The sequence below is a fragment of the bacterium genome (assembly GCA_018814885.1).
Taxonomy (GTDB): domain Bacteria; phylum Krumholzibacteriota; class Krumholzibacteriia; order LZORAL124-64-63; family LZORAL124-64-63; genus JAHIYU01.
In genome coordinates this window covers 92,110-116,587 of record JAHIYU010000143.1, presented here as the reverse complement: position 1 = coordinate 116,587, position 24,478 = coordinate 92,110, and the positions used below count along the sequence as shown (strand labels likewise).

Genomic DNA, 24,478 nt, shown 5'->3' with positions numbered 1-24,478 from the left:
CGCGGCGACGGCCGCGTCCGTCGCGGCGGTATACGTGAAGAACTCCTCGTGCAGTCGCCTGGCGCGCATGTCCGCCGCAGCGGGCGGCCGGAAGGTGCCCGGTCCGACGTGCAGAGTGACACCGGCCATGGCGACGCCTCTGGCCGCCAGTGCGTCGAGCAACGCCTCGTCGAAATGCAGCCCAGCCGTCGGTGCGGCCACCGAGCCCTCCGCGGTCGCGTAGACCGTCTGGTAGCGTCGGCGGTCCATGGCCGACAGGGCGGCGTAGTCCGCGGACTGCGGGTCGCGGCGAATGTAGGGCGGCAGCGGCGTCTCGCCGGCGCGAGCCGCGACGGCGGGCACCGTTCCCGTCGGCGCCCCGACCACAACGTAACCGGCGTCGAGCACGTTCACGATCTCGATCGTGTCCGGGCGCTCGTCGCCCGTCAGGGTCAGCAGCCGGCTCCCGGGACGCAGACGCCGGGCCGGCCTGGCCATGGCCAGCCACGTCCCATCGCCCCGGGGACGCACCAGCAGCAGCTCGACGCGGCCGCCCTCCGGATCGCGCCGCAGTCTGAGCCTGGCCGGCAGGACGCGGCTGTCGTTTACGACCAGCAGATCGTGCGGCTCCAGTATTTCCGGCAGTTCCCGGAATCGCGCCTCGCCCCGCACGCCCCGTCCACGGTCCACCAGGAGCAGGCGCGAGGAAGCGCGATCCTCCGTCGGCACCTGTGCGATCAGCCTGTCGGGCAGATCGAAGGCGTAGGCAGCGGCAGCGGGTCTCGCCTCAGAGGAGTTCACCTTGCGGGTCCTCCCGATCCGAAGCAGGGGGAGCGTGCAAGCCGAGGTGGGTCCAGGCGTGCGGCGTCGCTTCGCGCCCCCGTGGCGTTCGCTTCAGCAAACCCGCCTGGATCAGGAAGGGCTCGACCAGGTCTTCCAGGGTGTCGAGCTCCTCGCCCAGGGAAACCGACAGGTTCTGGATGCCGACGGGGCCGCCTCCGAAATGCTCGATGATCAGCGACAGGTAACGCCGGTCCAGGGGTTCCAGGCCCAGCGCATCCACCCCGAGGCGCGTCAGCCCCTGATCGGCGATTCCCCGGTCGATGGCCTTCTTGCCCGCCACCTGGGCATAGTCGCGCACGCGCCGCAACAGCCGGTTCGCGGCGCGCGGCGTGCCGCGGGAGCGCCGGGCCAGCTCCATGGCGCCCTCGTCGTCGATCCCGATGCCGAGCACCCGGGCGGAACGGACGACGATGCGCTGCAACTCGTCCGGCGGGTAGAAATCGAGATGGCAGATGATCCCGAAGCGCGAGCGCAAGGCACCGGTGATCATGCCCGCGCGCGTGGTCGCCCCCAGCAACGTGAAAGGCGGCAGGTCCAGCTGGAAATGGCGGGCGTTGGGCCCCTTGTCCACGACGAGCTCGATGCGCCGGTCCTCCATGGCCGGATACAGGTACTCCTCGATCACGTGGCTGAGCCGGTGGATCTCGTCGATGAAGACCGCGGACGGCTCCTCCTGCTGGGTCAACAGGCCGACCAGCTCGGCGCTGTTCTGGAAAGCCGGGCCGCTGCTGATACGCAGCTCGAGCCTCATCTCGGCGGCGATGATGCCGGCCAGGGTCGTCTTGCCGAGTCCGGGCGGTCCGTGGAGGAGAACGTGGTCGAGCACCTCGCCGCGTTCGCGCGCAGCGCGAATGAAGACGCGCAGGTTGTCCTTCACCTTTTCCTGGCCGATGAAGTCGTCCAGGCGGCGGGGGCGCAGGCTCAATTCCTGGTCGCCTTCACCGGGATGGAGATTGGGATCTGTCCAACGGTGCTCGGACAATGGTCTTCCCTTCCTCGTCAGGACAGTTCCCGCAGGGCCGCCCGCACCCAGCGCACGGGATCGGCGGCCAGTTCCCGGTCCTCGCACACCGCCGCACGCAGGATCCGCCCGGCCCTATCCCCCGTCAGGCCCATGGCGCCCAGCAGCTCGAGAGCCACGGCCATGTTCGGCGGCTCGTCGCCGGGCTCCGCCGAGTCGCGGGGCGTGCGGGGTCCGGCGGCCAGCAGGGCCGGCGGCACCTTCTGTCCCAGCTCCACGATCAGGCGGGCCGCGCTCTTGCGTCCGATGCCCGGCATGGCGACCAGCGCCTTCTCGTCGCCGGTCTGGAGCGCGTGCGCGATGGCGGGCGCGGTCGCTCCCGCCAGCATGCCCAGCGCCAGCTTCGGGCTGACGCCGCTGACCGAGATCAACAGCCTGAACAGGACCAGCTCGTCGGGATCGGTGAAACCGTAGAGGGTCCAGCCGTCGTCCCTCACCGACAGATGCGTCCACAGCTTGATCGTATCGCCGACCGGCGGCAACGCGGCCGCGGCACCGGCGGTAATGGTGACCGCCAGACCCAGACCGCCCACGGTGACCACGCAGGTCTTCCCTCGGCTCTGCAGCACGCCTTCGACACTGGCGATCATCGCTCGTGGCCCTTCCTGTTTCCGGGCATCGCCGGCGAACCGCTGCGCATGGCGTAGCAGAGTGCGACCCCGAGCGCGTCGCTGGCGTCGGTGGACGACGGCGGCCTGGCCAACCCCAGCAGCCGCTGCACCATGAAGCGGACCTGTTCCTTGGTCGCGGCCCCGTTGCCCGTCAATGCCATTTTTACTTCACGCGGGGCGTACTCGGCAACGGTAATGTCCCGCAGCGCGGCCGCCAGCATGGCCGCGCCGCGCGCCTGCCCCAGGATCAGGGAACTGCGGGCGTTGCGGGCGTTGAAGACATCCTCGATGGCTGCGACATCGGGAGCGTGGTCGGCGATGATCGCCACCAACGACTCGTGAATGATCCGCAGGCGCAGGGGCAGACCGGCGCCGGGGGTGGTCGCGATGGTACCCGCGTCGCAATACCTGAAGCGGTTGCCCCGGCATTCGATCACGCCGTAGCCGGTGCGGCGAGAGCCGGGATCGATGCCGAGAATGATCATCGCGACGTGCCTCTCCCGGATGAGAAAACGGGGGCGGCTACGGAGCCGCCCCCGACGCCCGCCCCTACGCGGCTCAAAGATTCTCCAGGATTTCCGCCATCTCCGCTTCGTCGATGTCGAAGTTGGCCGAGACGTGCGACACGTCGTCGAGATCGTCCATGGCGGAGATCAGCTTCATCAAGGTCAGGGCATCCTTGCCGGAGATCCGGACGGTCGTGGTCGGCTCTTGGACGATCTCGGATTCGGACACCGGCATACCCTGGTCCTGGAGCGACTGCAGCACGTTGTTGAGATCTGTGAAGGACGTGCACACGTAGATGGCGTCGCCTTCCTGTTCCACGTCCTCCGCACCGATCTCGATGGCCGCCTCCATGGCCGTGTCCATGTCCACGCGCGAGGCGTCCAGGGTGACGTACCCCTTGCGCTCGAAGAGGTACGAGACGCAGCCGTTCGTCCCGAGATTGCCGTTGTACCTGGTGAAGACGTGCCGGACCTCGCTGGTAGTCCGGTTGCGGTTGTCGGTCTGTGTCTCCACCAGGACGGCCACGCCGCCGGGACCGTAGCCCTCGAAGTTGACCTCTTCGTAGACGGCGCCCTCTATCTCGCCGGTGCCGCGCTTGATGGCGCGCTCGATGTTGGCGTTGGGCATATTGGCGGCCTTGGCCGCCAGGATGGCCGATCGCAGGCGCGCGTTCGCTTCCTGATCACCGCCGCCGATCTTGGCGGCGACGATGACCTCGCGGGCCAGACGCGACCAGATCTTGCTGCGGGCGGCGTCCTTGGCGCCCTTCTTGCGCTTGATCGTGCTCCACTTGGAGTGCCCGGACATCTCGCCTCCTGTTCCCAATGGGGGCCGGTCGAACACCCGCTGTCTCGGTGCCAATCAGTCGGCGTCCTCGGTCCGGCTCTTCGCGTAGGCCTCGATGAGCTGCCTGGCTACATCGCCCGGCACCTCGGCGTAGTGGCTGAACTCCATGGAGAATTCACCCGTGCCCTGGGTCATGGCGCGCAGGGTGGTCGAATACTGGTACATCTCGTCCTGGGGCACCAGGGCCTTGATCACCTGGATGGGACCCTCGGCCTCCATGCCCTGGGGCTGTCCCCGGCGGCTGGAGATGTCGCCCATCACATCACCCATGTAGGACTCGGGTACGCGGATCGTAACCTGCATGATCGGTTCGAGCAGGGTCGGCTTGGCGTCGGGCACGCCCTTCTTCAGGGCGATGCGCGCAGCGGCCTTGAAGCTGTTCTCGCTGGAATCCACGGCGTGGTAGGAGCCGAAGTAGAGGGCGACCCTCATGTCGACCATCTTGTAACCGGCCACCACGCCCCTGGACATCGTCTCGCGCACGCCCTTCTCCACGGCCGGGATGAACTTCGACGGCACCACCCCGCCCACGATCTCGTTCGCGAATTCGAAGTCCTCGCCCCGGGGCAGCGGCTCGAGGCGCAGGTGCACGTCGCCGAACTGGCCGCGCCCGCCGGTCTGCTTCTTGTAGCGGCCCTGGACCTCCACCGTGGCCTTGATGGTCTCCTTGAAGGCAACCCGGGGGCGATGGCGCTCGACCGTCACGCCGAACTGCTTCTTCAGACGGTCGAGAACGGTCGTCAGATGCATTTCGCCCTGGCCGATCAGCAGAGTCTGGCTCAACTCGCCGTCCTGGACGATCTTGAAGGAGGGATCCTCCTCCCTGAGCTTGTTCAGGCCGACGCCCATCTTGTCCTCTTCACCGGCGGTAGCCGAGGTGATCGCCTCGGCACTGGTGGGATTGGGCAGTTGCGGCGCCGGCAACTGGATCTGGGCGGCGCTGGTGTAGAGCGTCGTACCGGTGGGGCTGTTCTTCAACTTGGCGGCCAGGACGATGTCGCCGGCGCACGCACCGTCGACCTTTTCGCGTCCCTTGCCCATGGCCACGCTGAGCTGACCGATACGCTCGCTGTTGCCGTTGGACGTGCTGAAATTGTCGCCCGACTTGATCCCGCCGCTCCAGACCTTGAGCCAGGTCTGGTCGCCGCCCTGGGTCTCGCGCTGGTACTTGAAGGCGTAGGCCAGCCCGCCCTTGTCGGAGCCTATCTCCACCGTCGTCTCCTCATCGGTGCCTGGTTTCAGACCCTTCAGTTCGGTCTTGGCGGCGGGGGTCGGGATGAGCTTCGCCACGGCGTCGAGCAAGGGCTTGACGCCGACCTCGGAGTCGGCAGCCGTCAGGAAGACCGGATACACCTGGCCGGCGACCATGCCGGCGGTCAATCCGGCCAGCATGTCCTCGTCGCTGAGGGTCCCGTCCTCGAGGAACTTCTCGATGAGCGCCTCGTCGGTCTCGGCGGCGGCGTTCATGAGTTCCTCACGCGCGGCCTCGGCCTCGCCGGCCATGTCGGCGGGTATGTCCACGGGTTGCGGCCTGCCGTCGGCGTCGAACTCGTAGGCCTTGTTGCTCAGCAGGTCCACGACGCCCTTGAAGGACTCGCCGCTGCCGATGGGCAGCTGGACCGGCACCGAGGTGCCGCCGAGATGCTCGTTGAACTCGGCGATGGCCTTGTCGAAGTCGGCGTGCTCCTTGTTCATGCGGGTGAGCACGATCATCGTCGGCATCCCGCGCTCGCGCAGGATGCGCCACAGGGCGTCGCTGGAGACCTCCAGACCGCCGTCCGCCTTCACGCCGAACAACACGCCGTCGACGATTTCGAGGGCGCAGAACATGTCGCAACGGAAGTCATTGACGCCCGGGGTGTCGATGATGTTGATCTTGGTGTCGCCGACCTCGACCCAGCCCAGGCTGGCGGACATCGTCTGCTTCTTCTCGATCTCCTCGTCGGAGTAGTCGAAGACGGAGGAGCCGTCATCCACGCTGCCCCGGCGCCCGACCTTGCCCGTCACGTGGAGCATGGCGTCCGCCAGGCTCGTCTTGCCCACCCCGTGTGGAGCTATCAATGCGATGTTACGGATCATGTCCATTGCATAGGTCTTCAACTTCATCCTCCGGTCGGGGTCGGTCGATCAGGAAAATGCGGCGGGCAAATAAGCGCTTGAACACCGGTTAGGGCGTCTCCGGCCGTTTTTTGCCGAGCAGCAATGATAACCGCGAGCCGGGACCATGTCAATCCCGCCCCCCTTGTCCCACCTTGCCTGATCCCCTATGTTTACGGTCGAACGGCGCAGGACAAAGTCCTTGCCCAGGTTGAGGGTCTGCATTACCGTAGTTCGGCGCCCGTCGTCCGGAAACGGTTCCCGGTTCCGGAACCCGGGCCCTTCTCCGCGCAGCCTGCGGGTGGCCTGCTCGTACCCACCGCACACCATGCCGAGGTGTTGAATGAGCTCGAAACGACTGATGTTGCTGATGGCCGTGTCGTTCGCCTGCCTGGCGGCTACGGCCGTGCCGGCCCGGACCGACGCCGAGACCGACGCCCCCACGGAGGAACTGACGAGCAGAATCAAGAGCATCAGCATCAGCTTCTCCGGGGGCTACTACTCCGGCACCAGGTATCTCGACCTGCCCATCATCGACGATCGGGCGCAGCTGGCTGAAGGATCGAACACCGTGACGCTCTTCAACGGCGAAGAACTGGACCTGGGCACGGAGCGCCCCGCAAACGGTTTCGACGCGCCGGTCAAGGAGATCGACGCCGGCGAGATATACAGGCTGAACATCGGCTTCTATCTCTCGGACTCCTTCCACTTCGACCTGAACGCCTCCTATAGCCGCGCGAAGGCCACCCTTTCGATGGCCCGCTTCGAGAACGATCTCTTTATCGAGCGCGTCTACGGAGAGGATCTCGATCAGTGGTACGAGGGATTCTACGACGAGACACGGTTCAAAGGCGGCAGCGAAGACAGCAACTTCAAGTCATACATGGGAGGGATCTCCCTTGCCTACGATGCCCATACGCTGAAGACCTTCGGCCTGAGGCCCTACTTCGGCACAGGCTTCGGAGGCATCATCAACCGTTTCAGCGTACTCGAGGACAAGACGGCCCTCTACTTCCAGCTCTTCGGCGGCTTGATCTTGCCTCTGAGCGAGGGCTTCCATGTCAACGCCCAGTTCACGGCCACGACATTCGCCTTGCAGACCGAGGAAGTGACTTACAGCAAACAAGTTACGACCATGACGGGCACCATCGGCATCACCATGCTGTTCGACGTCAAGCCGATCTACTGATCCCGCTCCCCACCGGCCTGCACCACAAGAACCGCCGCTTCCCTTGCGGGAGCGGCGGCTCTTAGGCAGTAAGCGCCTTGCAGCGCCCTACATCACTTCTTCTTGGTGACCCTCTTCTTGGCCACCTTCTTCTTGGCCACCTTCTTCTTGGCCACCTTCTTCTTGGCCACCTTCTTCTTGGCGACCTTCTTCTTGGCCACCTTCTTCTTGGCGACCTTCTTCTTGGCCACCTTCTTCTTGGCGACCTTCTTCTTCGCGGCCTTCTTCTTGGTCTTCTTCTTGGCCGCAGCTGCCAGCTTCAGACTCTCCTCCATCTTGGACCTCGCTTGCTGACATTGCACTCAGGCCGCCCGGCGCACCCTTGGACGACCACGAATTGTCCGACACTGGCTCCGTCCACGTCCCCTTCACCGGTCGTCTTTCCTTCGAGTCCCCACGAAACATTTTCGTGCTTCTTCTGCGGATCTTCAACATGGCGGTGGACGTCGTGGACAATTCGCGAACCAGTCAGAGACATTATTCCGATCGAAAAAAAACGTGTCAACGAAAAAAAAGAGATCGGCGGTGCCGATCTCTCTTTTTCTTTGGTGCTCGGGGCGGGACTTGAACCCGCACGGCTTGTGGCCACTACCCCCTCAAGATAGCGTGTCTACCTGTTCCACCACCCGAGCAAGAATCTCCGGAGCGCTTCCTACTGTCCGTCGTCCTGTTCGGCAGCACTGCCCTGAGGCTCTTCCAGCACGCCGGCGTCGGTCCCCGTCTCCGTCAGCGGAGACGCATCGGAAGTCGGCAAGGTCACGTCGCTGGTCAAGGTGCCTTCATCGAGGGCGTCGCCGATCACGGAACGGTTCGCCGACCGATCGGCGGTCAGGATGAACAGGATCGCAGAGGTGAGAAAAAAACCGACCGCCAGGTAGACCGTCATCTTGTGCAGGGCCGTCGTCATGGTGCGCGACCCGAACATCTGCTGGGGCAGGCCGCCGCCACCGCCGAAAGCGCCCGCCAGGCCACCGCCCTTGCTCGACTGCATCAGGACTACGACTACGAGCAGCAGGCAGATGATCACGTGGAGGATCATGAAAAAGACGTACAACATGTGCGATTCTCCCGATCGTCAGGCTGTGCAAGGGAAATGCCACCGCTGGCGCGGCGGCGACCGATAAGCTAACACCTCGACAGACCATTGTCAACCGGGGCACCAGGCACCCCGCCCCCTCAGGAATCCGTCAGGGCGGCCACGCCGGGCAGTTCGCGGCCCGCCATGAATTCGAGCGAGGCGCCGCCGCCGGTCGAGATGTGCGTGATGCGTTCCGCCAGTCCGAGCTGGTTGATGGCCGCCACGGAATCGCCGCCGCCGATGACGGAATGCGCCCCGGCGTCCGTGGCGGCGGCGACCGCTTCACCGATCGCGCGCGTGCCCGCCGCGAAGGCGGGGAACTCGAACACGCCCAAGGGGCCGTTCCAGAACACCGTCTTGGCGACGGCGATGATCTCGCCGTATTTCGCCACGGTCCGCGGGCCGATGTCCAGCCCTTGCCAACCGGTCGGGATGTCCGTGACCAGGACGGTGCGTCGCGCGGAATCCTCGCTGAAATCCTTCGCGACGACCACGTCCTCCGGCAGCAGCAGTTTCGCCCGGGAGTTTTCGGCCCTGGCCAGGATGCTCCGGGCGACCTCGAGACTGTTCTCGTCGACGAGGCTGTCACCCACCGCGAGCCCGTGGACCTTGAAGAAGGTGAAGATCATGCCTCCGCCGAGCAGCAGCGTATCCACTTTGTCGAGGAGGTTCTCGATCACTTCTACCTTGCCCTTGATCTTCGCGCCACCGAGAATCGCGACGAAGGGCTGCGGCGGGTTCTGTAGCAACATGCCGATGTTCTGCAGCTCCTTCTCCATCAGGAACCCCGCACAGCTGCGCCTGAAGTACGAGCTGGCACCCACCGTCGAAGCGTGCGCCCGGTGGGCGGTGCCGAATGCGTCGTTCACGTAGACGGTGCCGAGCTTGGCGAGTTGCTCGGCGAAACCAGGGGCGTTGTCCGTCTCCCCGGCTGCGAAGCGGAGGTTCTCCAGCAGCAGGATCTCCCCCGGCGCGAGCTTGGCCGCCGCGGCGCGCGCGGAAGGGCCGACCGTATCGTCGGCGAACCGCACTGGCGCCTCCACCAGCTCCGCGAGACGGTCCGCGACGGGGCGCAGGGACAGCTCGGGGACGATCTTGCCCTTGGGACGGCCCAGGTGGCTGGCGAGCACCAGGCTGGCGCCTCCGGCCAGGATGTATCGCACCGTCGGCAAGACCGCGCGGATGCGCGTGTCGTCGGTGATGCGCCCGTCCTTGTCCAGGGGAACGTTGAAGTCGACCCGCATCAACACCTGCTGACCGGTCAGATCGATCTGCGCAAGCCCCAGCTTCTTCATCTTGATCGTATCCTTTGCCAAGCCCTGAACGGTGCCCGCGGCGAGAGAGATGGTAGATAGACCGGCCAGACCTGTCAAGCCCGCCCGGGCGAGCGCGCCCGAACGGCTCCGGCGGCGAGGATCCAGGACACCGACACGCCACCTTCCCGCAGGCACGCGGCGGCCGCCAGCGCCGTCGCACCGCTGGTCACCAGGTCGTCCACGAGACCCACGCGCCCGATCTCCCCCGCGCCTCGCCCAGCGAGCGCGAAGGCACCGCTGACGTTGCGTCCGCGATCCGCGGACCGCGACGACAGCTTGGCCTGCTGGGCGGTGGCCCGCCGGCGGACGAGCAGATCGGCATGCACGGGCAAGCTCCTGCGCCTGCCGACCAGGCGGGCCAGCAGTTCGGCCTGGTTGAAGCCTCTTTCACGGCGGCGCCGGGGATGCAACGGCATCGGGACCAGCATGTCCACGGGACCGCCCACGGTTTCCGCAATATCCCAGGCGGCATCGACGAGCGCGGACAGCGGCACCGCCAGGCCGCGGTACCCGCGGTACTTCCAGCACGACACGATTTCCACCAGCCCGGCGTTCGTGGGCATCCCCGCTGCCGCCGGCAACGTCGAGCCGACCTTGCCGAGCGTCACGAACAGCGGCTCCGGACACAGCAGAGATTCACGACAGGCTCGACACAGCGGCGGCGTATCGCACCAGCGCAGACCGCCGGCTACGCCCCGGCCTCCACCGGCAGCCACTTCCCGGTCGCAGCGCACGCAGTGCGCGGGGAGCACCACTTCCAGCAGGGCCCGGGCTGCGGTTCGAAGCCAAGCGCTCATGCGGCTACCCGCGATCCGGGAGGATGTGAAACGGGGCGGGAATCAGGCGCCGGCAAGAGCTTCCGCCATGACGCGGCGGGGCGCGTCACGGTCGAACCACCAGGAAAAGGACAGGGCGCCCTGGGCCAGCAATACCGGAAGACCGTCGTGGATCCGGTTCGCGGGCACGCCGGGCGGCGCGACCGCGCGCGAAGCGTAGTTCATGTCCAGCCAGAGCGCGGGCTGCAGGGTGCCGCCGGCGGGCGCCAGGGAAGCCAAGTCGACGCCGCCGGGCAGGCACGAGACGCAGACGAAGCCGGAAGCCATCCCGTGCTCGGCCAACGGCGCGCCCCAGTCCACGAGGCGGACGCGCCGGCCCGACATGGCGTCTGCGGCAAGCCAGCCGGACATGGCCTCGAAACCGCTGCCCGATCGAGCCATCACACAGACACCGTCGGCACCGGACTCCAGCAGCGCCACGACGGCCGCCCGCGCGGCGCCGCCGGCGCCGAGGACCAGCCCGTGGCCCGCCGGTGTCCGACCGATCAGGTCGTCCAGCACTTCGCACAGGCCGCCGACATCCGTGTTGTGTCCCTCCCAGCCCCCCTCGGTGAGGCGCACCGTGTTGACGGCACCCGTGAGGCGAGCCTCGGCGGTCAGGACCGGGCAGAGGTCTGCGGCTGTGAACTTGTGCGGCGCCGTGACGTTGAAACCGCGCAGGGCCAGCCCGCCGCGGTCGCGGAAGATGCGCGCCAGATCCGCACGCGAGGTGCGGACCGCGTGATAGGCATACGGCAGCCCCTCGGCGCGCATGGCCGCGCTCTGGAAAAGCGGTGACAGGGAGTGGTCGACCGGATCGCCCAGCACGGCGTAGAAGGGCCCATCGGGTTCCCAGGGCTTGCCGTCGCGCGACCAGCCGCCGCCGTCAGGACGCAGGCTGAGGGTGGAACCGTTTCCCCGTCTCATTCCGATTCACCCGCGGATCGTCGGGTCAGCATCAGCCAGCAGCCGGCCCCGAAGAGAACGACGCTGATCCACTGGCTGGTCGTGATGCCGAGAGGTCCCATGTCGCCTGGATCGTAGTGCCGGAAGAGGTCCACCAGGAAGCGCGTGAGGCCGTAGAGAGACAAGAAGCGGGCGAAGGTCGCTCCCGGGAAGCTGCTGCGCCTCTCCCACAGTATCAGCAGGGCGAAGACAGCGAATCCGGCCGCCGAGCTGTAGAGCTGGGTTGGATGCAAGGCCGCACAGCCGGTCTCCCAGCCCGCGGCGCAGGTCTCCGGGAAGCTGATGCCGAGCGGGCCGTCGGTCGGTCTCCCGTAGCAACACCCGTTCAGGAAGCATCCCAGCCGGGTGATGCCGATGCCGAGCGCCACCTGGGGCGCGAGCACATCCGCCAGGGGCAGAAAAGCGATCCGGCGACGCCGACAGAAGAACCAGACCGCGAGAATGGCCAGGATGATGCCGCCATAGAGCGTCAGCCCGCCCTTCCAGATGAAGAACACCTCATACCAGGGCTCGAATTCACCGGCATGCGTCGCCACGTAGAAAAGGCGCACGCCGATCAACGAGGAGATCATGACGGTGAGGCAGAAATCCAGCACCAGGTTCGGGTCGAAGCCGCGCCGGCGACCGCGGCGCACGCTCAGCCAGAAACCGATCACGAAGCTCAACGCCAGCAGCAGGCCGAAGGTCTTGACGATGCCGAACAGATGCGGATGCATGCAACCTCCCCTCAGGACTCGAAAGTACGGGAACCGATGTTCACCAGCAAGCCCAGCATGAAGGCCGAGACCACGAGATTCGAGCCGCCGTAACTCATCACCGGCAGGGGCAGGCCGGTGACCGGCAGCAACCCGGTCGTGATCGCGATGTTGACCAGCACGTGGAACGCGAAGTAGATCGTCACGCCGAGCGCGACCTGGGAAGAGAAGGACTTGCGGGCCGTGCGGGCTATCTCCAGCCCCTTGAGGATGATGACCAGGTAGATTCCTATCAGCAGCAGGGCCCCGATGAAACCGAGCTCCTCCCCCACCACCGAGAAGATGAAATCGGTGTGTCTTTCGGGCAGGAACGCCAGACCCTTCTGGGTCCCCTGCAGATATTCGGTGCCGAACAGGCCGCCCGAACCTATGGCCACCTTGGACTGGATGGCCTGGTAGCCGGTGCCGAACTGGTCCCGCGTCGGATCGAAGAAGGTGAGGATCCGCTCCTGCTGATAGGGCTTGAGCCCGCCCCACAAGAAGGAAGTGCCGATGCCGGTCGCGATGTTGGCCAGCACGAGCAGGAAGCTCTCCAGCAGGCGGAAGCGCGCCACCGAGAGTCCGGCCATCAGCACGAGCAGATAGGCGCCCCAGGGCCAGGCCTGATGCACGACCGACTCGGAGTAGAAATTGAAGATGGCGCTGAGCAGGGGCGAGCCCACGCTGAGCAGGAACACCCACGACAAGCCGAACCAGTAGACGGCGCCCAGCCAAAGGGCCACGTACACGAGGCTCGTGCCCAGATCGGGTTCCCGCAGGACCAGCGCCAGGGGAATCGCCGCCAGGAGCAGCGAACCGATCACGGGCAGGAGTTGCCGGTCGCGGGAGGCGTAGCTGCTGAACAGCCGCGCCAGCACCAGCACCAGGGCGATCTTGGCCGGTTCCGAGGGTTGCAGGCGCAGCGGGCCGAGGCTGAACCAGCGCCGGGCTCCGGCGATCTCGGGCGCGATCGCCAGCACCAGCACCAGCATCGCCACGGCCCCCAGGTACAGCAGCGGCGCGGATTCCTCGAAGAACTGCAGCGAAGTGCGCATGGCCGCCAGCAGGGCGAGCCAGCCGATGACGATCCAGATCGCTTGACGCCAGAAGATGGCCTTGGCGACGCCCGAATCGGTCATCTCGTAGGGTCCGCGTATACCCTCCGTGACGCTCCACAAGGTTGCCAGGCTGAAGAGACAGAGCGCCGCGAAAGACCATAGGAGGATCGTCCCGGAGGATGCGCGCGGCAGCCAATCCTGGCGCATCAGGCACCTCCCTGGTTCGGCCGGTCGCGCCATGCGAAGAACGCCGTGAGCCAGCGTGCCGCCACCGGCGCGGCGACCGCGCCGCCGTGCCCGCAGTGCTCGAGTATGACCACGAACGCGACCACGGGAGCGGAAGCCGGAGCGAAGCAGACGAACCACGCGTGATCCTCGCCGTGCGGGTTCTGGGCGGTCCCGGTCTTGCCGGCAACTTCGATCGCCTCCAGCCGCGCCCGCGTGCCCGTGCCCATGTCGACGACCTGGGTCATGGTATGCCGCAGCCAGTCGAGATGTCCAATCGCGAAGGGCAGGGGCCTGGCGACGCGTTCGACGTCGCCGTCCGTCCCCGGCCGGAAGCGAGATACCAGATCGCGGTCGTTGACGGCCACTCTCGCCGTCAACACGGCCATCTGCAGCGGCGTGACGAGTATCTCGCCCTGGCCGATGGCGTTGTTCAGCAGGACGCCCCGGGTCCAGCGTCCCGGTCCGTAATGGTCGTCGTACCAGGATGTATCCGGGATATTCCCGGTGACTTCCGCCACGAAAGGAGACCCGGTCCTCTTCCCCAGACCGAGCATGCGGGCCACCGATCCCAGCTGCTCCAGTTCTAGGCGCAGGCCCAGCTGGTAATAGAACACGTCACAGGAATGCACCAGCCCGCCGGCATGGTCCAGATCGCCGTGCCCAGAACGTTTCCAGCACCGGAAGTTCCGGTCGCCGAAACGGTACGACCCGTAGCAGGGCTCGAAATGCGTCCATTTCCCGACCACCATGGCCTCCAGGCCCGCCAGCGAAGTCACGATCTTGTACGGCGAGCCGGGCGGATAGGTGGCCTGGACGAGACGGTTGAGGAAGGGATGCTGCGGATCGTCGAGCAGTCTGCGCCATTCCTGCGACGAGATCCCCTTGGTGAAGAGGTTGGGATCGTAGGCCGGGTTGCTGACCGCGGCGAGCACTTCGCCGGACGGCAGGGACAGGGCCACCGCCGCCCCCGGCCGGTCGGCCATGGCGACCGCGAGACTCTCCTGCAGCGCGAGCGAAAGGGTGAGCGTGATGTCCTCGCCGGAAACGACGGGCCACAAGGGGATGTCTCGGCTGCCGACCACGCGCCCGACGGCGTTGACCTCCTTGAGGAAGAGGCCGGCTTCCCCGCGCAACTCGTCCTCCCAGGCGGCTTCGAGGCCCTCGCGGCCGACCGTGTCGCCCGGCTGGTAGGCCTGGTGGTCGTTCTCGTCGCCCACCTCCTCCGGCCTCACCTCGCTCACGTAGCCGATGATGTGGGCAAAGCGCGAGTCGTACTTGTAACGTCGCCGGGCGCGTGCTTCGACGCGCGCACCCGGCAGCTCCCGCCTGCGTTCCTCCACCGTCGCGATCCGCGGCATGTCCGCGTTGGCCAGCAGCGTCAAACGCGGCCGGCCGGCCGCTTTCTGATCGTGCAGACGCTCCAGGGTCTCGGTTTCCGGCAGCGAAAACCAGCGCATCAGCTTGGCCAGCGTGGAATCGGGGCCGGCCACGGTCAGGCAGGCGCGCGGCAGCGTGATGTCGGCCATGTAGACGTTGTCGGCCAGGACCTGTCCTTCGCGATCCAGAAAACGTCCCCGGGGTGCTTTCACGCGGAGCTTCACCTGCCGGTTCTGCAGCGACTGGCCCTTGTAGTGATCGTGCTGGACGATCTGCAGGATGAACATGTCGACCACGAGCACGCCGAACAGCAGCAAGATCACGCCGCGCAGGATCCTGGCCTGGATGAAATGTCTTTCCTGCATCGCTCAGCGCTCCCCGCTCATTCCTCGCGCCGCAGCATCCGCAGGGCATCCGCCAGGCGGATCAGGGGCACGGACACCAGACCGGTGTAGAGGGCGGACGGCACGACGACCGTGATCAGCGGACGGAAGAAGGCGCCTTCGGAAAACCAGCTCTGTCCGATCAGGTAGAGCACATCGTGTCCCAAGGCCATCAGGGCCACCAGACTGCCCTCCACCAGGGGCAGCCCGATCACCAGGCGCGACCGCGCGCGTCCGACCAGAAAGCCGGCCAGGGACTTGCAGAACGCGCCGAGGCCGAGCAGGTTCGGAATGGCCGTATCGGCCACCAGCCCGAGCGCGAAACCGCCGAGGGCTCCGGCGAACGCCCCTTCGCCGAGCGCCAGGATGGCCAGCGCGATCAGGCTGAAATCGGGGGCGATGGCGCCGAGGGAGAGCAGCGGCGCCACGAGCACGTCGCCCACCAGCGCCAGGACACACAGCGACAGGGTCGTGCGCAGGAAGCGGCTCACGGCGCCTCCTCGTCGTCGGTACGCGCGTCCAGCGGCGCTGGCGTCTGCGTGACGAACCACTCGCCGGAACCGACGATCACGAAGACCACGTCCAGGCTGGTGAATGAAGACGCCGGTTCCACGCGCACGGACTTGAAAAGCTGCTCGGGCGGGGACGAGACCTCGGAGACCACGCCCACCGGCAGGCCGCGCGGCAGGCCACCGCTGAGGCGGTCCCCTTCGCCGTAGATCATGGCGATGTCCGACGAGACCACACGGTCGCCCACCCTGACATCCTCGTCCCGTCCGATGAGCGCCAGATCGAAATCTCCTCCGCGCGAATGCAGGATGCCGGGCAGACCCGATCTTTCCAGTTCGCAGCTGACCGCCATGCCCGGGGACGTGAGCAGCTCCACCCATGCCGTCCGCGGTCCGGTCACCGTGTGGATCCGCCCGACCAGCCCGTCCGTGGTGATCACGGGCTGATACCTCTCCCAGGCCACGGTGTCGGCGGCGCTGACGCGCACCATGGACGCGAACGACGACACGCGACGCCGCTCCACCTCGCAGGGCACCAGCGTCGCGGACGCCACGTCCACCAGACCCAGGGCCCGGCGCAGTTCGTCGCGGTCCCGCCGGAAACGCACGGCGGACTGCTGCTGCAGCCGCAAGGCGGCGATCTCGGCGCGCAGGACGTCGTTCTCCCGACGCACGCGCGCGATGTCCCGTCCGAAGTCCACCGTCCGATGATAGGGGGAGGTGAGAATCGTGCCGAGGAAGTCGGCCATGTGTATGCGCTGCTTCTCGGGCTGGGCCAGCAAAGCCGTCGATACGATCAGGCAGACGACCAGCGCCAGATTTTCCACCCGGTTCGACCGGTATGCTGGTTTCGAGGCCATCCGCCTTCCTCTCCGACGGGCGCCGCCAGCCCCGGCGATCCGGACGAGGGCTAGTCGCGAGTGCTTTTCATCACCACCGGTCTGTACTTGTCGAAATCGTCGAGGATCTTGCCCGTGCCCAGGACCACGCAGAACAGCGGGTCGTCCATCAGGTTGATCGGCAGATCCGTATGCTCGCGCAGCAGGTCGGACATGCCGCGGAGCATGGCGCCGCCGCCGGTCATGACGATGCCTCGATCCTTGATGTCGGCCGCCAGTTCCGGCGGTGTCTGCTCGAGCGCGTGCTTCAAGGCGTCCACGATCGACAGGATGGGCTCCTGGAGGGACTCGCGGATCTCCAGGGTGGAGATCTTCTGGATCTTGTGGATGCCCGTGACCTGGTCGAGGCCCTTGACCTCCATCTCCTCCTCGTTCTCGAGCTTGAAGGCGGAACCGATGGTCTTCTTGATGTGTTCGGCCGTCTGGTCGCCGATCAACAGGTTGTGGTTCTTCTTGATGTAGTTGACGATCGCCTCGTCCATCTCGTCGCCGCCGACGCGGATCGAGGTGTCGCAGACAATGCCGTTGAGCGCGATGACCGCGATCTCCGTGGTGCCGCCGCCGATGTCGATGATCATGTTGCCGCTCGGCTGGTCGACGGGCAATCCGACGCCGATGGCGGCCGCGATGGGCTCCGCCACCAGGAACACGTCGCGCGCGCCGGCGTGCTTGGCGGAATCCCGCACCGCGCGTTTCTCCACCTCGGTGATCCCCGACGGCACGCAGATGACGATGCGCGGGGCGATGAAATGACGCTTCTTCTGGGCTTGGCGGATGAACTCGCGCAGCATGTATTCGGTTACCTCGAAGTCGGCGATGACGCCGTCCTTCAGGGGCCTGATGGCCTGGATGGAGTCGGGAGTCTTGCCGAGCATGGCCTTGGCCTCGCTGCCCACGGCGTAGACCTTGCCCGTCCGCTTGTCGAGCGCCACCACCGAAGGCTGGTTCAGCACGATGCCCTTGCCCTTGATGTAGACCAGGGTGTTGGCCGTCCCCAGATCGATGGCGATGTCGTTGGTCAGGAACTGGCTGAGCTTGGAGAACATCAAGACTCCTCCTGCATCGCTATCGTCGCGCCGCCCTCATTCGCCGGGCCAACCATGCTCCCGGATACTCGTGAATTCACCGCGCCCGACGATGATGTGGTCCAGCAATTCGATTCCCAGCAGCCGTCCGCAGTCGGACAGCCGCGACGTGAGCGCCAGGTCGTCGCGACTCGGCTCCGCGCAGCCCGACGGATGATTGTGCGCCACGATCACCGCGGCGGCGCCGCGGGCCACGGCCGTCTTGAACACTTCGCGCGGATGGACGATCGACGCGTCCAGGCAACCGACCGAGACCGTCTCCACGCGTGTCACGCGATGCCTGGCATCGAGGTGCAGCGCCAGGAAATGCTCGCGGTCGCACCCCCTGAACTCTTCCTCGAGCAACGGCAGCGCGTCCGCGGGCCGCTTCACGGCGGGACCGGCCCCGCCAGTCCTGTCCAGGGCTCTCGCCCCCAGCTCGAACGCGGCCGCCAGCCGGGTCGCCCGTGCGGGGCCCACGCCGCTCTCGCGGCAGAGCAGATCCGGGTCGAGGTCCGCCAGCGCGCTGAGTGAGCCGTATCTGGACAGCAGACGCTCGGCCGTCACGGCCGGCGGCGCGACACCGCCGGCGCCGATGACCAGTGCAAGAATCTCACCAGGTGACAGCGCCTTGGAACCCAGACGCAACAACCGGCCGCGCGGACTCAGGGGGTCGCGCGGCCCGACGGGACATACGGCCGACGTCCTGTCGAGGTGCGATTTCCGTATCTCATTTGTTTTTAACACCCTACCTCCCCCTGGGGAGGATGCGCCAATCTAGCATGGCAATTTGGGCTGAGCAACCCTTTTTCGTAGGGTTACGGGCCGTTTTAACTTGTTCTGATCCAAGCCGCAACCTATGCTTCGCCGACCCCCAGCGCCAGCCGCGAGGAGCGACCGTGACTCCAGCCCGCAATCCCGCCGAACAGCCGATTCTCGTGCGCAAGTACGGGGGAACGTCCATCGCCTCGGTGGAAAGGATCGGCGCGGTGGCCGGCGATCTCGTCGCCAAGAAGCAAGAGGGATACCGCCTCGTGGTGGTGGTCAGTGCGATGGGCCACCACACCGACGAACTCGAACACCTGGCGCGTTCGGTCGCTCCGCAACCTCCGCGCCGCGAACTGGACCTGCTGCTCTCGGTCGGCGAGCGCATCTCGATGACCCTGCTCTCCATGGCCCTGCAGGCCCACGGCTGCTCCGCCATCTCCTTCACCGGATCGCAATGCGGCCTGATCACGGACTGCAGCCACACCGAGGCCTGCATCCTGGAGGTAAAGGGCGACCGCGTACGCGAGGCCCTCGCCGCGGGGCACGTCGTCGTGGTGGCCGGCTTCCAGGGCGTCAGCCGCGACCGGGAGGTGACTACGCTCGGCCGCGGCGGCAGCGACGCCACCGCGGTCGCCCTGGCCGCGGCCCTCGGCGCCGAACGATGCGAGATCCTCAAGGACGTCGATGGCGTCTTCACCGGCGATCCGCACCGTCTGTCCGGCGTGCGCCGGTACGACACGCTCACCTACGAGGAGCTCGCCACGCTGGCCGACGCCGGCTGCGAGGTCGTCCATCCCCGGGCCGTGGACTACGCGAGGCGCCACGGCGTGCCGCTGTTCATCGGTTCCAGCTTCCACGACACCCCCGGCACGCGGGTGATGCCCACGGCCGCTACGCCTGAGGCGCAGGAGCCGCCCGTCGATGCCTGTCGATACCGGCCCCTCTCCCTGGTGGCCCGGGACGACGTGGCGCTGCTGGAGGTCGCCTGCAAGGACGCCGCGGCTTTCGCCGACTTCCGCGCCGTCGCCGTCGCCGCGAGCGGCGCCGGCCTCTTCCTCGGCGAATGGCTGCGCGACGACCAGGAGCGGGTCTGGCGCGCGCTGCTGCCCAGTTCGGACGCCTCGGCGCTGCACGACAGGCTGGCGCCGGCCGCCGCCGCGCACGAGACGTCACTCCGGTTCAGGCGAGGCCTGTGCTGCATCACCCTAGCGGGACGCCCCGCGACAAACTGGCTGTCGGTCCACGGCCGGGTCGAGGAACTGCTGGCGTCTCTCGGCGTGATCGATCGCGTCCTGCTGACCGACGGTCCCCTGCTGCGGCTGCTCGTGAGCGCCGACGACGGCGCGGCGCTGCAGCAGCCCCTGCACGACGCGTTCCTTACCGGGGAGTGATCCGTTTCAGAGCTTACGCGCCGCGAGGGCGAGCCGCCTGGCCCGCCCTCGCGTTTCTTCGTCGCGCGCCGCGTCACCCGCGGGATACCGCGGCGACCCGGCCGACATCCCTAGAAGACGCATTGCAGGGTGATCCTGGACCAGGTGGAATCCTCGTAGGTCTCAGCCTGGGTGATGAAGGAGCCGAAGTTGAAGGGAGCGTTCTCCTGGAAGGCGAAATCGGCGTCGAACGGCCCGAAGTGCAGCGCGATACCCAGGCTGATATCCAGATCCTCATCGCTGGACCGATCCGCGACCCCGGGTCCGCCCGGGGATTCCTGGACCACGACATCGTGGAGGACGAGCGACTGCCAGGCGCCGGCCCGCAAGGTCAACCAGCCCAGCAGCCGCCTTTCCACGCCCAGCCGCAGATCGTACGCGTGATACGTCGCCGTCAGCCTGTTCTCGTCGGACTCGTCGCGGGGATGCGCCCGCGAATCGTGCGTGAGCCCGTAGGTGAACGAGCCCACGAGCATGGTGTCGGCGTCGGGGAGATGATTGAAACCGAGACCGGCTTGGAACGCATCCAGATCCCAGTCGTAGACGCCGTCTTGTGCGGAGAGATAGGCCGTCTGCAGGAACCGGTCGTACGAGACCAGGGGCACGATCACAGTCGCATCGCTTAACGCGTGGAATCCCCTGCATCGCCAGCTATACGTTTCAACGCTGAAATTCTCGGGCTCGATCGTCGCGTCCCCCATCTCTACTTCCCGGCCCGCCTCGGTGATGTCCGCCGCGACGTCGAGATAGGTGCGGTCGTCCATTTCCCAGCGTAGGCCGGCGCCGAAGACCTGATCCACTGCGTCCAGCCAGCCCACGGACGACGCGTCATGATCGTACCACCCGTAGCTCTCCCAGCTCAGTTTCCACTGGATTCCCAGACGCACGGCGCCGAGCCGCCGGCCCCAGGCCAGCCGGATCACCTCGTCGCTGTTGTCGCCGAAGAGGAACATTCCGGCCGTACCCCAGGCCCCGTCCCGGTCGAGTTCCGCCAGGATCGCCGCGCCGCGGTTGCGTATCGAGGCGCCGGACGTCTTCTCCCCCAGCTCGAACAGCGCCGTCCCGCCGTACGAGGGCAGCGAGCCGTACCAGCGCAGGACGTTGTCGACGTCCTCGAAGTAGTCGCCGCCGCCGCCCAGGCTCTCGACGCGCGCGGAGGTGGCGGAGGCGGGCGCGGCGCAGCAGAGCAACGCGGCGCCGAGCAGTGCGTGGCGGAGCATGTCCATGGCTTCCTCACTAGGTCATCAATAGGGTGCCGTGTCGTAGAGGCGGTAGTCGCCCATCCCGTAAGCATCGTAGAAACGATACAGCAGGCCGGTGCCGCGATAGTACCAGATCTGCCAGGCGCCGGGATAGGTCGCATCCATCTCCAGGGTCTCGATGCGGTCCGGCTCGCCGTTAAAGATGAAGATGCGTCCCTGGTCGCTCAGAGCCCCGCGCCCGAACCGCCCGAAGCGGCGGTCCGCCTCGACTATGCGCATCAAGTGCTCGCGTTCGACGGGCCGGGCGTCGGGCGGACGCTCGCGCCAGACCTCCCGCCAGGCCGCCGGCCGGCCCGCGGGCGAGGTGCCGGCCAGCGTGCGGCGACGGTCGCCGTCGACGATCATCTCCAGCCAGCCCACGTGCCGCCGCCAGGCCGCCTCGTCGTCCCAGGGCACGGCCAGGTTCACGAATTCGCGTCCCGGCATCAGGTCGAGCGACGCGCCGTCGTCCGCAATGATGCGCGCCGTGAATACCAGCGGGCCGAAGGGCATCCCCGTCGCGGGCACCGACAACCGCTCGACCACGGTATCGCCGGACGCGCGGGTCAGGGCGACGCGTTCCAGGATACGCTCCTGACCCTGACCGTTGCGCACCAGGATCTGCAGGTCGGCGCGCGACGGCGCGTCTTTGCGCACGGAATGCGCTGCCAGCGTGATCACGGCCGTCAAGGTATCCGTCCCGGAGCCGACGACGTGTTCCGCGGCGGCGCCGAGGTCCAGGTTCCAGTGAAAACCGGTGAAATGGAAGGGGACGGCGCCGGCCGCCACCGGATCGAAACGCAGGTCGCGCTCCCAGGTCCGGCTGGTGCCGGCCACGGTCGCCCGCAGCTGCAGGACGGCCTCCTTCTGCACGGTCAGCGGCACGTCGACGGCGCACCAGAGGCGTTCGTCCGAGCGGGTGGCCGGGTAGTCGGGGGCGGCGGCCGTGACCGCGGCGAAACCGCCGCCGATCCGCTTGCCCCCCGCTTTCGCCACCACGGACACCTGCAGCGTGGAGGTGAACCGATCCCCGTCGCGCTTGAAGACCAGGGCTCGGTAGGGCAGCGACACGTGCACCACCGCGGTCACGTCGCCGTCGACCGCGAAACGCGAGGCCACCGTGGCTTCGAGCGCCGACGGGGCCGGCAGCGGCGGCCGCGCGTGGCCATGAGCGGCGCAGAGCAGCAGCGCCAGGACCGCCGCCGGCAGCCGGCGGCGGGCAGCGCGCTCAGTGGGTGGACGTGCGGGATTGGTCGCTCTCAATGCGCCCGTCCTTCAGGCGGATGATCCGTTTGGTGTGGGCGGCGATGTCCTCCTCGTGGGTGACCACGAGAATCGTGTGCCCGGCGTCGTGCAGCGCATCGAGGACGTCCATGATTTCCTCGCTGGTGGCCGAATCGAGGTTGCCGGTGGGTTCGTCCGCCAGCAACAGCGAGGGCCGCCCCACCAGGGCGCGGGCGATGGCCACCCGCTGCCGCTGGCCGCCGCTCAGCTCGTTGGGGCGATGCGCGGCGCGATCCGTCAGGCTGACCTGCGCCAGGGCCTCCGCCACACGGCGCCTGCGTTCGGCCTGGCCCATGCCGCCGTAGATCAGGGGGAGCTCGATGTTCTGCGTCGCGGTGAGGCGCGGCAGCAGGTTGAAGGTCTGGAACACGAAGCCGATCTCGCGGTTGCGGATCCCGGCCAGTGCATCGTCGTCGAGGCTGGCCACTTCCTGGCCGTTGAGACGGTAGTTGCCCGTACTGGGCGTGTCCAGGCAGCCGACCAGGTTCATGAGCGTGGATTTGCCCGATCCGCTCGCGCCCATGACGGCCACGTATTCGCCGCGGTCGACCGAGAGATCCACGTCGTCTACCGCCCGCACCTCTTCGTCGCCCACGTGGTAGATCTTCGAGAGGTTCGAGATCTCGATGAGCGCATCGCCGGCCCGGCCTTCCATCACCGGGCCAGCCGATCGAGCGGGCGCCCCACGGCCCGTTCCAGCTGCAGCGAGGCGATGACCGAATCGCTGATGGCCTGCACCTCGTCGCTCTGGGCCTGGGAGAGATTCACCTGGGCGGTGATCTGGTCGAGCATGGTGCCCGCGCCGACGCGGAACCGCTCCTGGGCGAGCCGCAGCTGCTCCTGGGCGTTGGCGATGGTCTCGCGGGTCAGGGAGATGCGTTCCCGCGCTTCGATCAGGCTGTTGTACAGCTGCCGGACCTCGAGCTGCGCGTCCAGACGCGCCTGGTCCAGGTTGTACTCGGCGATGCGCTGGCGCGCCTTGGCCTGCGAGCGTCCGGAGAGCGTCTGCAGGCGGTCGAAGATGTTCCAGCTTACCTGGTAGCCCCAGCTCACGGCGTCCGATTCCTGGGCGCCGAAACGGAACTCCGATTCGTTCTCGGAGCGGGAATAGCTGCCGAAGAGGTTCAGTTGCGGCCACAGCTGCGAGCCGGCCGTCATCACGTCGCCCTCGCGGGCGGCCAGGGTGAAAGCGCTGCTCTGGAGATCGGGGCGCTTCTGGAGGGCTTCGGCGAAGAGCACATCCAGCTGTTCCACGTCGGATTCCGCGTCCAGCAGCGACGGATCCACCTCGAAGCGGTCCAGCAGGGGGCGATTCATGGCGTGCGCCAGGTCCGCGAACGACTGGGCGACGGCGTTGCGGGCGCGGATCTCGTCCAGGCGCGTCTGCTCCAGCCGCACCTTCGCCTGCAGGACATCGCTCCGGGCGGCGCTGCCGATCCGGTGATAGGTCTCGGTCTTCTCCAGCTCCCGTCCGGCCAGGTCACGCGCCTCCTGCGCCACCTCCAGCAGCCGCTGGTTGCGCAGCAGGTTGATGTAGGCGACCGAGACCGTCTGGATCACCAGCTGTCGGCTGTAGGCGTAATCGGCTGCCGCCGCGCGCTGCTCGTTGCGCGCCGACTTGAGCCCGCCGAATTTACGGAAGCCGCCGAAGACCGTGAAGCTGCTGTTCAGGGACAGGCGCTTGTCCTTGTACTGGGTATCCAGATCGATCGTGCTCAGCAGGGCGCCCGTGCTGGGATCGCGGATCTCGTAGCCGAAGTCGGTCCGCTCGCTGCGCTGCCACGTGTAGCTGGAGCTAAGATCGGGCAGGAACGCTCCCCACGCCTGCCGCACACCATGCCTGGCCACGTAGGTGTTCTCCCCGGCGATGGCCAGGGAGCGGCTGCCGTCCAGCGCGATGCCGATGCACTGGGAGAGATCGTAGACCGGCACGCTCCCCGCCGGCTGCCCCGCCGCGACGCCGGCGCTCGCGAACAAGGCGGTGAAGGCGGCCAAAGCGAAGACCACCGGACCGATGCTGGCTTCCTGCAAGCGAACCATGCCTGGACTCCTTTGGATTGATGAGGTCCCGGGGATTGTAGACAAGACCCGCGCCTCTGCCAAACGCATTTCTGGAAGACTTCCTGCCCTGTCGGGGGACCCGGCCCGGATCCACGCATGTTCCGGCCTGCGGCCCGTCCGCTCTCCCGACTGGAT

At 67.1% G+C, this 24,478-nt stretch carries 24 protein-coding genes and 1 tRNA gene; 2 read left to right on the top strand and 23 right to left on the bottom strand.

The window, feature by feature from the left end:
* The 6 genes from KJ554_10985 to KJ554_10960 form a co-directional block, all read right to left on the bottom strand.
* Positions 1 to 780, bottom strand: a 780-nt coding sequence (locus KJ554_10985; protein ID MBU0742860.1) for an S-adenosylmethionine:tRNA ribosyltransferase-isomerase, incomplete at its 3' end; no start/stop codon positions are given.
* Positions 767 to 1,804, bottom strand: coding sequence for a Holliday junction branch migration DNA helicase RuvB (gene ruvB, locus KJ554_10980; GenBank protein ID MBU0742859.1), 1,038 nt, complete (start codon positions 1,802 to 1,804; stop codon positions 767 to 769). The genes KJ554_10985 and ruvB, both read right to left, overlap by 14 nt.
* A 17-nt stretch (positions 1,805 to 1,821) precedes the next feature.
* Positions 1,822 to 2,433 (bottom strand): Holliday junction branch migration protein RuvA, encoded by a 612-nt coding sequence (locus KJ554_10975; GenBank protein ID MBU0742858.1) that lies wholly within the window; start codon positions 2,431 to 2,433, stop codon positions 1,822 to 1,824.
* Complete coding sequence (ruvC, locus tag KJ554_10970) at positions 2,430 to 2,939, bottom strand: crossover junction endodeoxyribonuclease RuvC (GenBank protein MBU0742857.1); 510 nt, start codon at positions 2,937 to 2,939, stop codon at positions 2,430 to 2,432. The genes KJ554_10975 and ruvC overlap by 4 nt, the downstream gene beginning before the upstream one ends.
* 73 nt (positions 2,940 to 3,012) lie before the next feature.
* On the bottom strand, positions 3,013 to 3,768 hold the full coding sequence (locus tag KJ554_10965; GenBank protein ID MBU0742856.1) for a YebC/PmpR family DNA-binding transcriptional regulator: 756 nt from the start codon (positions 3,766 to 3,768) through the stop codon (positions 3,013 to 3,015).
* Between the two features lie 54 nt (positions 3,769 to 3,822).
* Entirely contained in the window at positions 3,823 to 5,907 is a 2,085-nt protein-coding gene (locus tag KJ554_10960; protein ID MBU0742855.1) for an elongation factor G, read from the bottom strand.
* 340 nt (positions 5,908 to 6,247) lie between these two features.
* Here KJ554_10960 and KJ554_10955 point away from each other — a divergent pair, with 340 nt between their 5' ends.
* Positions 6,248 to 7,093, top strand: coding sequence for a hypothetical protein (locus KJ554_10955; GenBank protein ID MBU0742854.1), 846 nt, complete (start codon positions 6,248 to 6,250; stop codon positions 7,091 to 7,093).
* Positions 7,094 to 7,185: 92 nt separating this feature from the next.
* Here the strand turns inward: KJ554_10955 and KJ554_10950 are convergent, their stop codons facing one another.
* The 13 genes from KJ554_10950 to radC form a co-directional block, all read right to left on the bottom strand.
* Positions 7,186 to 7,407, bottom strand: a complete 222-nt coding sequence (locus tag KJ554_10950; protein MBU0742853.1) for a hypothetical protein — start codon at positions 7,405 to 7,407, stop codon at positions 7,186 to 7,188.
* 271 nt (positions 7,408 to 7,678) lie between these two features.
* Positions 7,679 to 7,764, bottom strand: a tRNA-Leu gene (locus tag KJ554_10945).
* A 20-nt stretch (positions 7,765 to 7,784) separates the two neighbouring features.
* Positions 7,785 to 8,189: a preprotein translocase subunit SecG gene (secG, locus tag KJ554_10940; protein MBU0742852.1), complete on the bottom strand. Its 405-nt coding sequence runs from the start codon at positions 8,187 to 8,189 to the stop codon at positions 7,785 to 7,787.
* Positions 8,190 to 8,308: 119 nt separating this feature from the next.
* The gene (locus KJ554_10935) at positions 8,309 to 9,505 is read right to left on the bottom strand and encodes a phosphoglycerate kinase (GenBank protein MBU0742851.1); all 1,197 of its coding nucleotides are present in this window, start codon (positions 9,503 to 9,505) and stop codon (positions 8,309 to 8,311) included.
* Between the two features lie 74 nt (positions 9,506 to 9,579).
* The gene (locus KJ554_10930; protein MBU0742850.1) at positions 9,580 to 10,323 is read right to left on the bottom strand and encodes a ComF family protein; all 744 of its coding nucleotides are present in this window, start codon (positions 10,321 to 10,323) and stop codon (positions 9,580 to 9,582) included.
* 42 nt (positions 10,324 to 10,365) lie between these two features.
* On the bottom strand, positions 10,366 to 11,268 hold the full coding sequence (locus tag KJ554_10925) for a hypothetical protein (GenBank protein MBU0742849.1): 903 nt from the start codon (positions 11,266 to 11,268) through the stop codon (positions 10,366 to 10,368).
* A complete protein-coding gene (lgt, locus tag KJ554_10920; protein MBU0742848.1) occupies positions 11,265 to 12,023 on the bottom strand; it encodes a prolipoprotein diacylglyceryl transferase in 759 nt (252 codons plus the stop codon). Before lgt ends, KJ554_10925 begins: the two co-directional genes overlap by 4 nt.
* 11 nt (positions 12,024 to 12,034) lie before the next feature.
* Positions 12,035 to 13,306, bottom strand: a complete 1,272-nt coding sequence (gene rodA / locus KJ554_10915; GenBank protein ID MBU0742847.1) for a rod shape-determining protein RodA — start codon at positions 13,304 to 13,306, stop codon at positions 12,035 to 12,037.
* Positions 13,306 to 15,069, bottom strand: a complete 1,764-nt coding sequence (gene mrdA / locus KJ554_10910; GenBank protein ID MBU0742846.1) for a penicillin-binding protein 2 — start codon at positions 15,067 to 15,069, stop codon at positions 13,306 to 13,308. Before mrdA ends, rodA begins: the two co-directional genes overlap by 1 nt.
* A gap of 17 nt (positions 15,070 to 15,086) precedes the next feature.
* Positions 15,087 to 15,578: a rod shape-determining protein MreD gene (mreD, locus tag KJ554_10905; protein ID MBU0742845.1), complete on the bottom strand. Its 492-nt coding sequence runs from the start codon at positions 15,576 to 15,578 to the stop codon at positions 15,087 to 15,089.
* On the bottom strand, positions 15,575 to 16,456 hold the full coding sequence (locus KJ554_10900; protein ID MBU0742844.1) for a rod shape-determining protein MreC: 882 nt from the start codon (positions 16,454 to 16,456) through the stop codon (positions 15,575 to 15,577). The genes mreD and KJ554_10900 overlap by 4 nt, the downstream gene beginning before the upstream one ends.
* Positions 16,457 to 16,506: 50 nt before the next feature.
* The gene (locus KJ554_10895; GenBank protein MBU0742843.1) at positions 16,507 to 17,541 is read right to left on the bottom strand and encodes a rod shape-determining protein; all 1,035 of its coding nucleotides are present in this window, start codon (positions 17,539 to 17,541) and stop codon (positions 16,507 to 16,509) included.
* Between the two features lie 36 nt (positions 17,542 to 17,577).
* Complete coding sequence (gene radC / locus KJ554_10890) at positions 17,578 to 18,306, bottom strand: DNA repair protein RadC (GenBank protein MBU0742842.1); 729 nt, start codon at positions 18,304 to 18,306, stop codon at positions 17,578 to 17,580.
* 152 nt (positions 18,307 to 18,458) lie between these two features.
* On the opposite strand from radC, the gene KJ554_10885 reads away from it, so the two are divergent.
* On the top strand, positions 18,459 to 19,718 hold the full coding sequence (locus tag KJ554_10885; GenBank protein ID MBU0742841.1) for an aspartate kinase: 1,260 nt from the start codon (positions 18,459 to 18,461) through the stop codon (positions 19,716 to 19,718).
* Positions 19,719 to 19,828: 110 nt separating this feature from the next.
* Here KJ554_10885 and KJ554_10880 read toward each other — a convergent pair whose 3' ends face one another.
* From KJ554_10880 to KJ554_10865, 4 genes are read right to left on the bottom strand one after another with little or no spacing between them, the layout of a single operon-like run.
* Complete coding sequence (locus KJ554_10880; protein MBU0742840.1) at positions 19,829 to 20,977, bottom strand: hypothetical protein; 1,149 nt, start codon at positions 20,975 to 20,977, stop codon at positions 19,829 to 19,831.
* A 24-nt stretch (positions 20,978 to 21,001) separates the two neighbouring features.
* Complete coding sequence (locus KJ554_10875; protein MBU0742839.1) at positions 21,002 to 22,261, bottom strand: GWxTD domain-containing protein; 1,260 nt, start codon at positions 22,259 to 22,261, stop codon at positions 21,002 to 21,004.
* Positions 22,227 to 22,937: an ABC transporter ATP-binding protein gene (locus KJ554_10870; protein ID MBU0742838.1), complete on the bottom strand. Its 711-nt coding sequence runs from the start codon at positions 22,935 to 22,937 to the stop codon at positions 22,227 to 22,229. Before KJ554_10870 ends, KJ554_10875 begins: the two co-directional genes overlap by 35 nt.
* Complete coding sequence (locus KJ554_10865) at positions 22,937 to 24,322, bottom strand: TolC family protein (protein ID MBU0742837.1); 1,386 nt, start codon at positions 24,320 to 24,322, stop codon at positions 22,937 to 22,939. The genes KJ554_10870 and KJ554_10865 overlap by 1 nt, the downstream gene beginning before the upstream one ends.
* Positions 24,323 to 24,478 lie beyond the last annotated feature (156 nt).

Excerpts from the sequence above, each read along its gene's own strand:
- KJ554_10975 (MBU0742858.1), bottom strand. The coding sequence starts at position 2,433 with ATGATCGCCAGTGTCGAAGGCGTGCTGCAGAGCCGAGGGAAGACCTGC.
- ruvC (MBU0742857.1), bottom strand. The coding sequence starts at position 2,939 with ATGATCATTCTCGGCATCGATCCCGGCTCTCGCCGCACCGGCTACGGC.
- KJ554_10965 (MBU0742856.1), bottom strand. The coding sequence starts at position 3,768 with ATGTCCGGGCACTCCAAGTGGAGCACGATCAAGCGCAAGAAGGGCGCC.
- KJ554_10955 (MBU0742854.1), top strand. The coding sequence starts at position 6,248 with ATGAGCTCGAAACGACTGATGTTGCTGATGGCCGTGTCGTTCGCCTGC.
- KJ554_10950 (MBU0742853.1), bottom strand. The coding sequence starts at position 7,407 with ATGGAGGAGAGTCTGAAGCTGGCAGCTGCGGCCAAGAAGAAGACCAAG.
- secG (MBU0742852.1), bottom strand. The coding sequence starts at position 8,189 with ATGTTGTACGTCTTTTTCATGATCCTCCACGTGATCATCTGCCTGCTG.
- KJ554_10935 (MBU0742851.1), bottom strand. The coding sequence starts at position 9,505 with ATGAAGAAGCTGGGGCTTGCGCAGATCGATCTGACCGGTCAGCAGGTG.
- KJ554_10930 (MBU0742850.1), bottom strand. The coding sequence starts at position 10,323 with ATGAGCGCTTGGCTTCGAACCGCAGCCCGGGCCCTGCTGGAAGTGGTG.
- KJ554_10925 (MBU0742849.1), bottom strand. The coding sequence starts at position 11,268 with ATGAGACGGGGAAACGGTTCCACCCTCAGCCTGCGTCCTGACGGCGGC.
- lgt (MBU0742848.1), bottom strand. The coding sequence starts at position 12,023 with ATGCATCCGCATCTGTTCGGCATCGTCAAGACCTTCGGCCTGCTGCTG.
- rodA (MBU0742847.1), bottom strand. The coding sequence starts at position 13,306 with ATGCGCCAGGATTGGCTGCCGCGCGCATCCTCCGGGACGATCCTCCTA.
- mrdA (MBU0742846.1), bottom strand. The coding sequence starts at position 15,069 with ATGCAGGAAAGACATTTCATCCAGGCCAGGATCCTGCGCGGCGTGATC.
- KJ554_10900 (MBU0742844.1), bottom strand. The coding sequence starts at position 16,456 with ATGGCCTCGAAACCAGCATACCGGTCGAACCGGGTGGAAAATCTGGCG.
- KJ554_10895 (MBU0742843.1), bottom strand. The coding sequence starts at position 17,541 with ATGTTCTCCAAGCTCAGCCAGTTCCTGACCAACGACATCGCCATCGAT.
- KJ554_10880 (MBU0742840.1), bottom strand. The coding sequence starts at position 20,977 with ATGCTCCGCCACGCACTGCTCGGCGCCGCGTTGCTCTGCTGCGCCGCG.
- KJ554_10870 (MBU0742838.1), bottom strand. The coding sequence starts at position 22,937 with ATGGAAGGCCGGGCCGGCGATGCGCTCATCGAGATCTCGAACCTCTCG.
- KJ554_10865 (MBU0742837.1), bottom strand. The coding sequence starts at position 24,322 with ATGGTTCGCTTGCAGGAAGCCAGCATCGGTCCGGTGGTCTTCGCTTTG.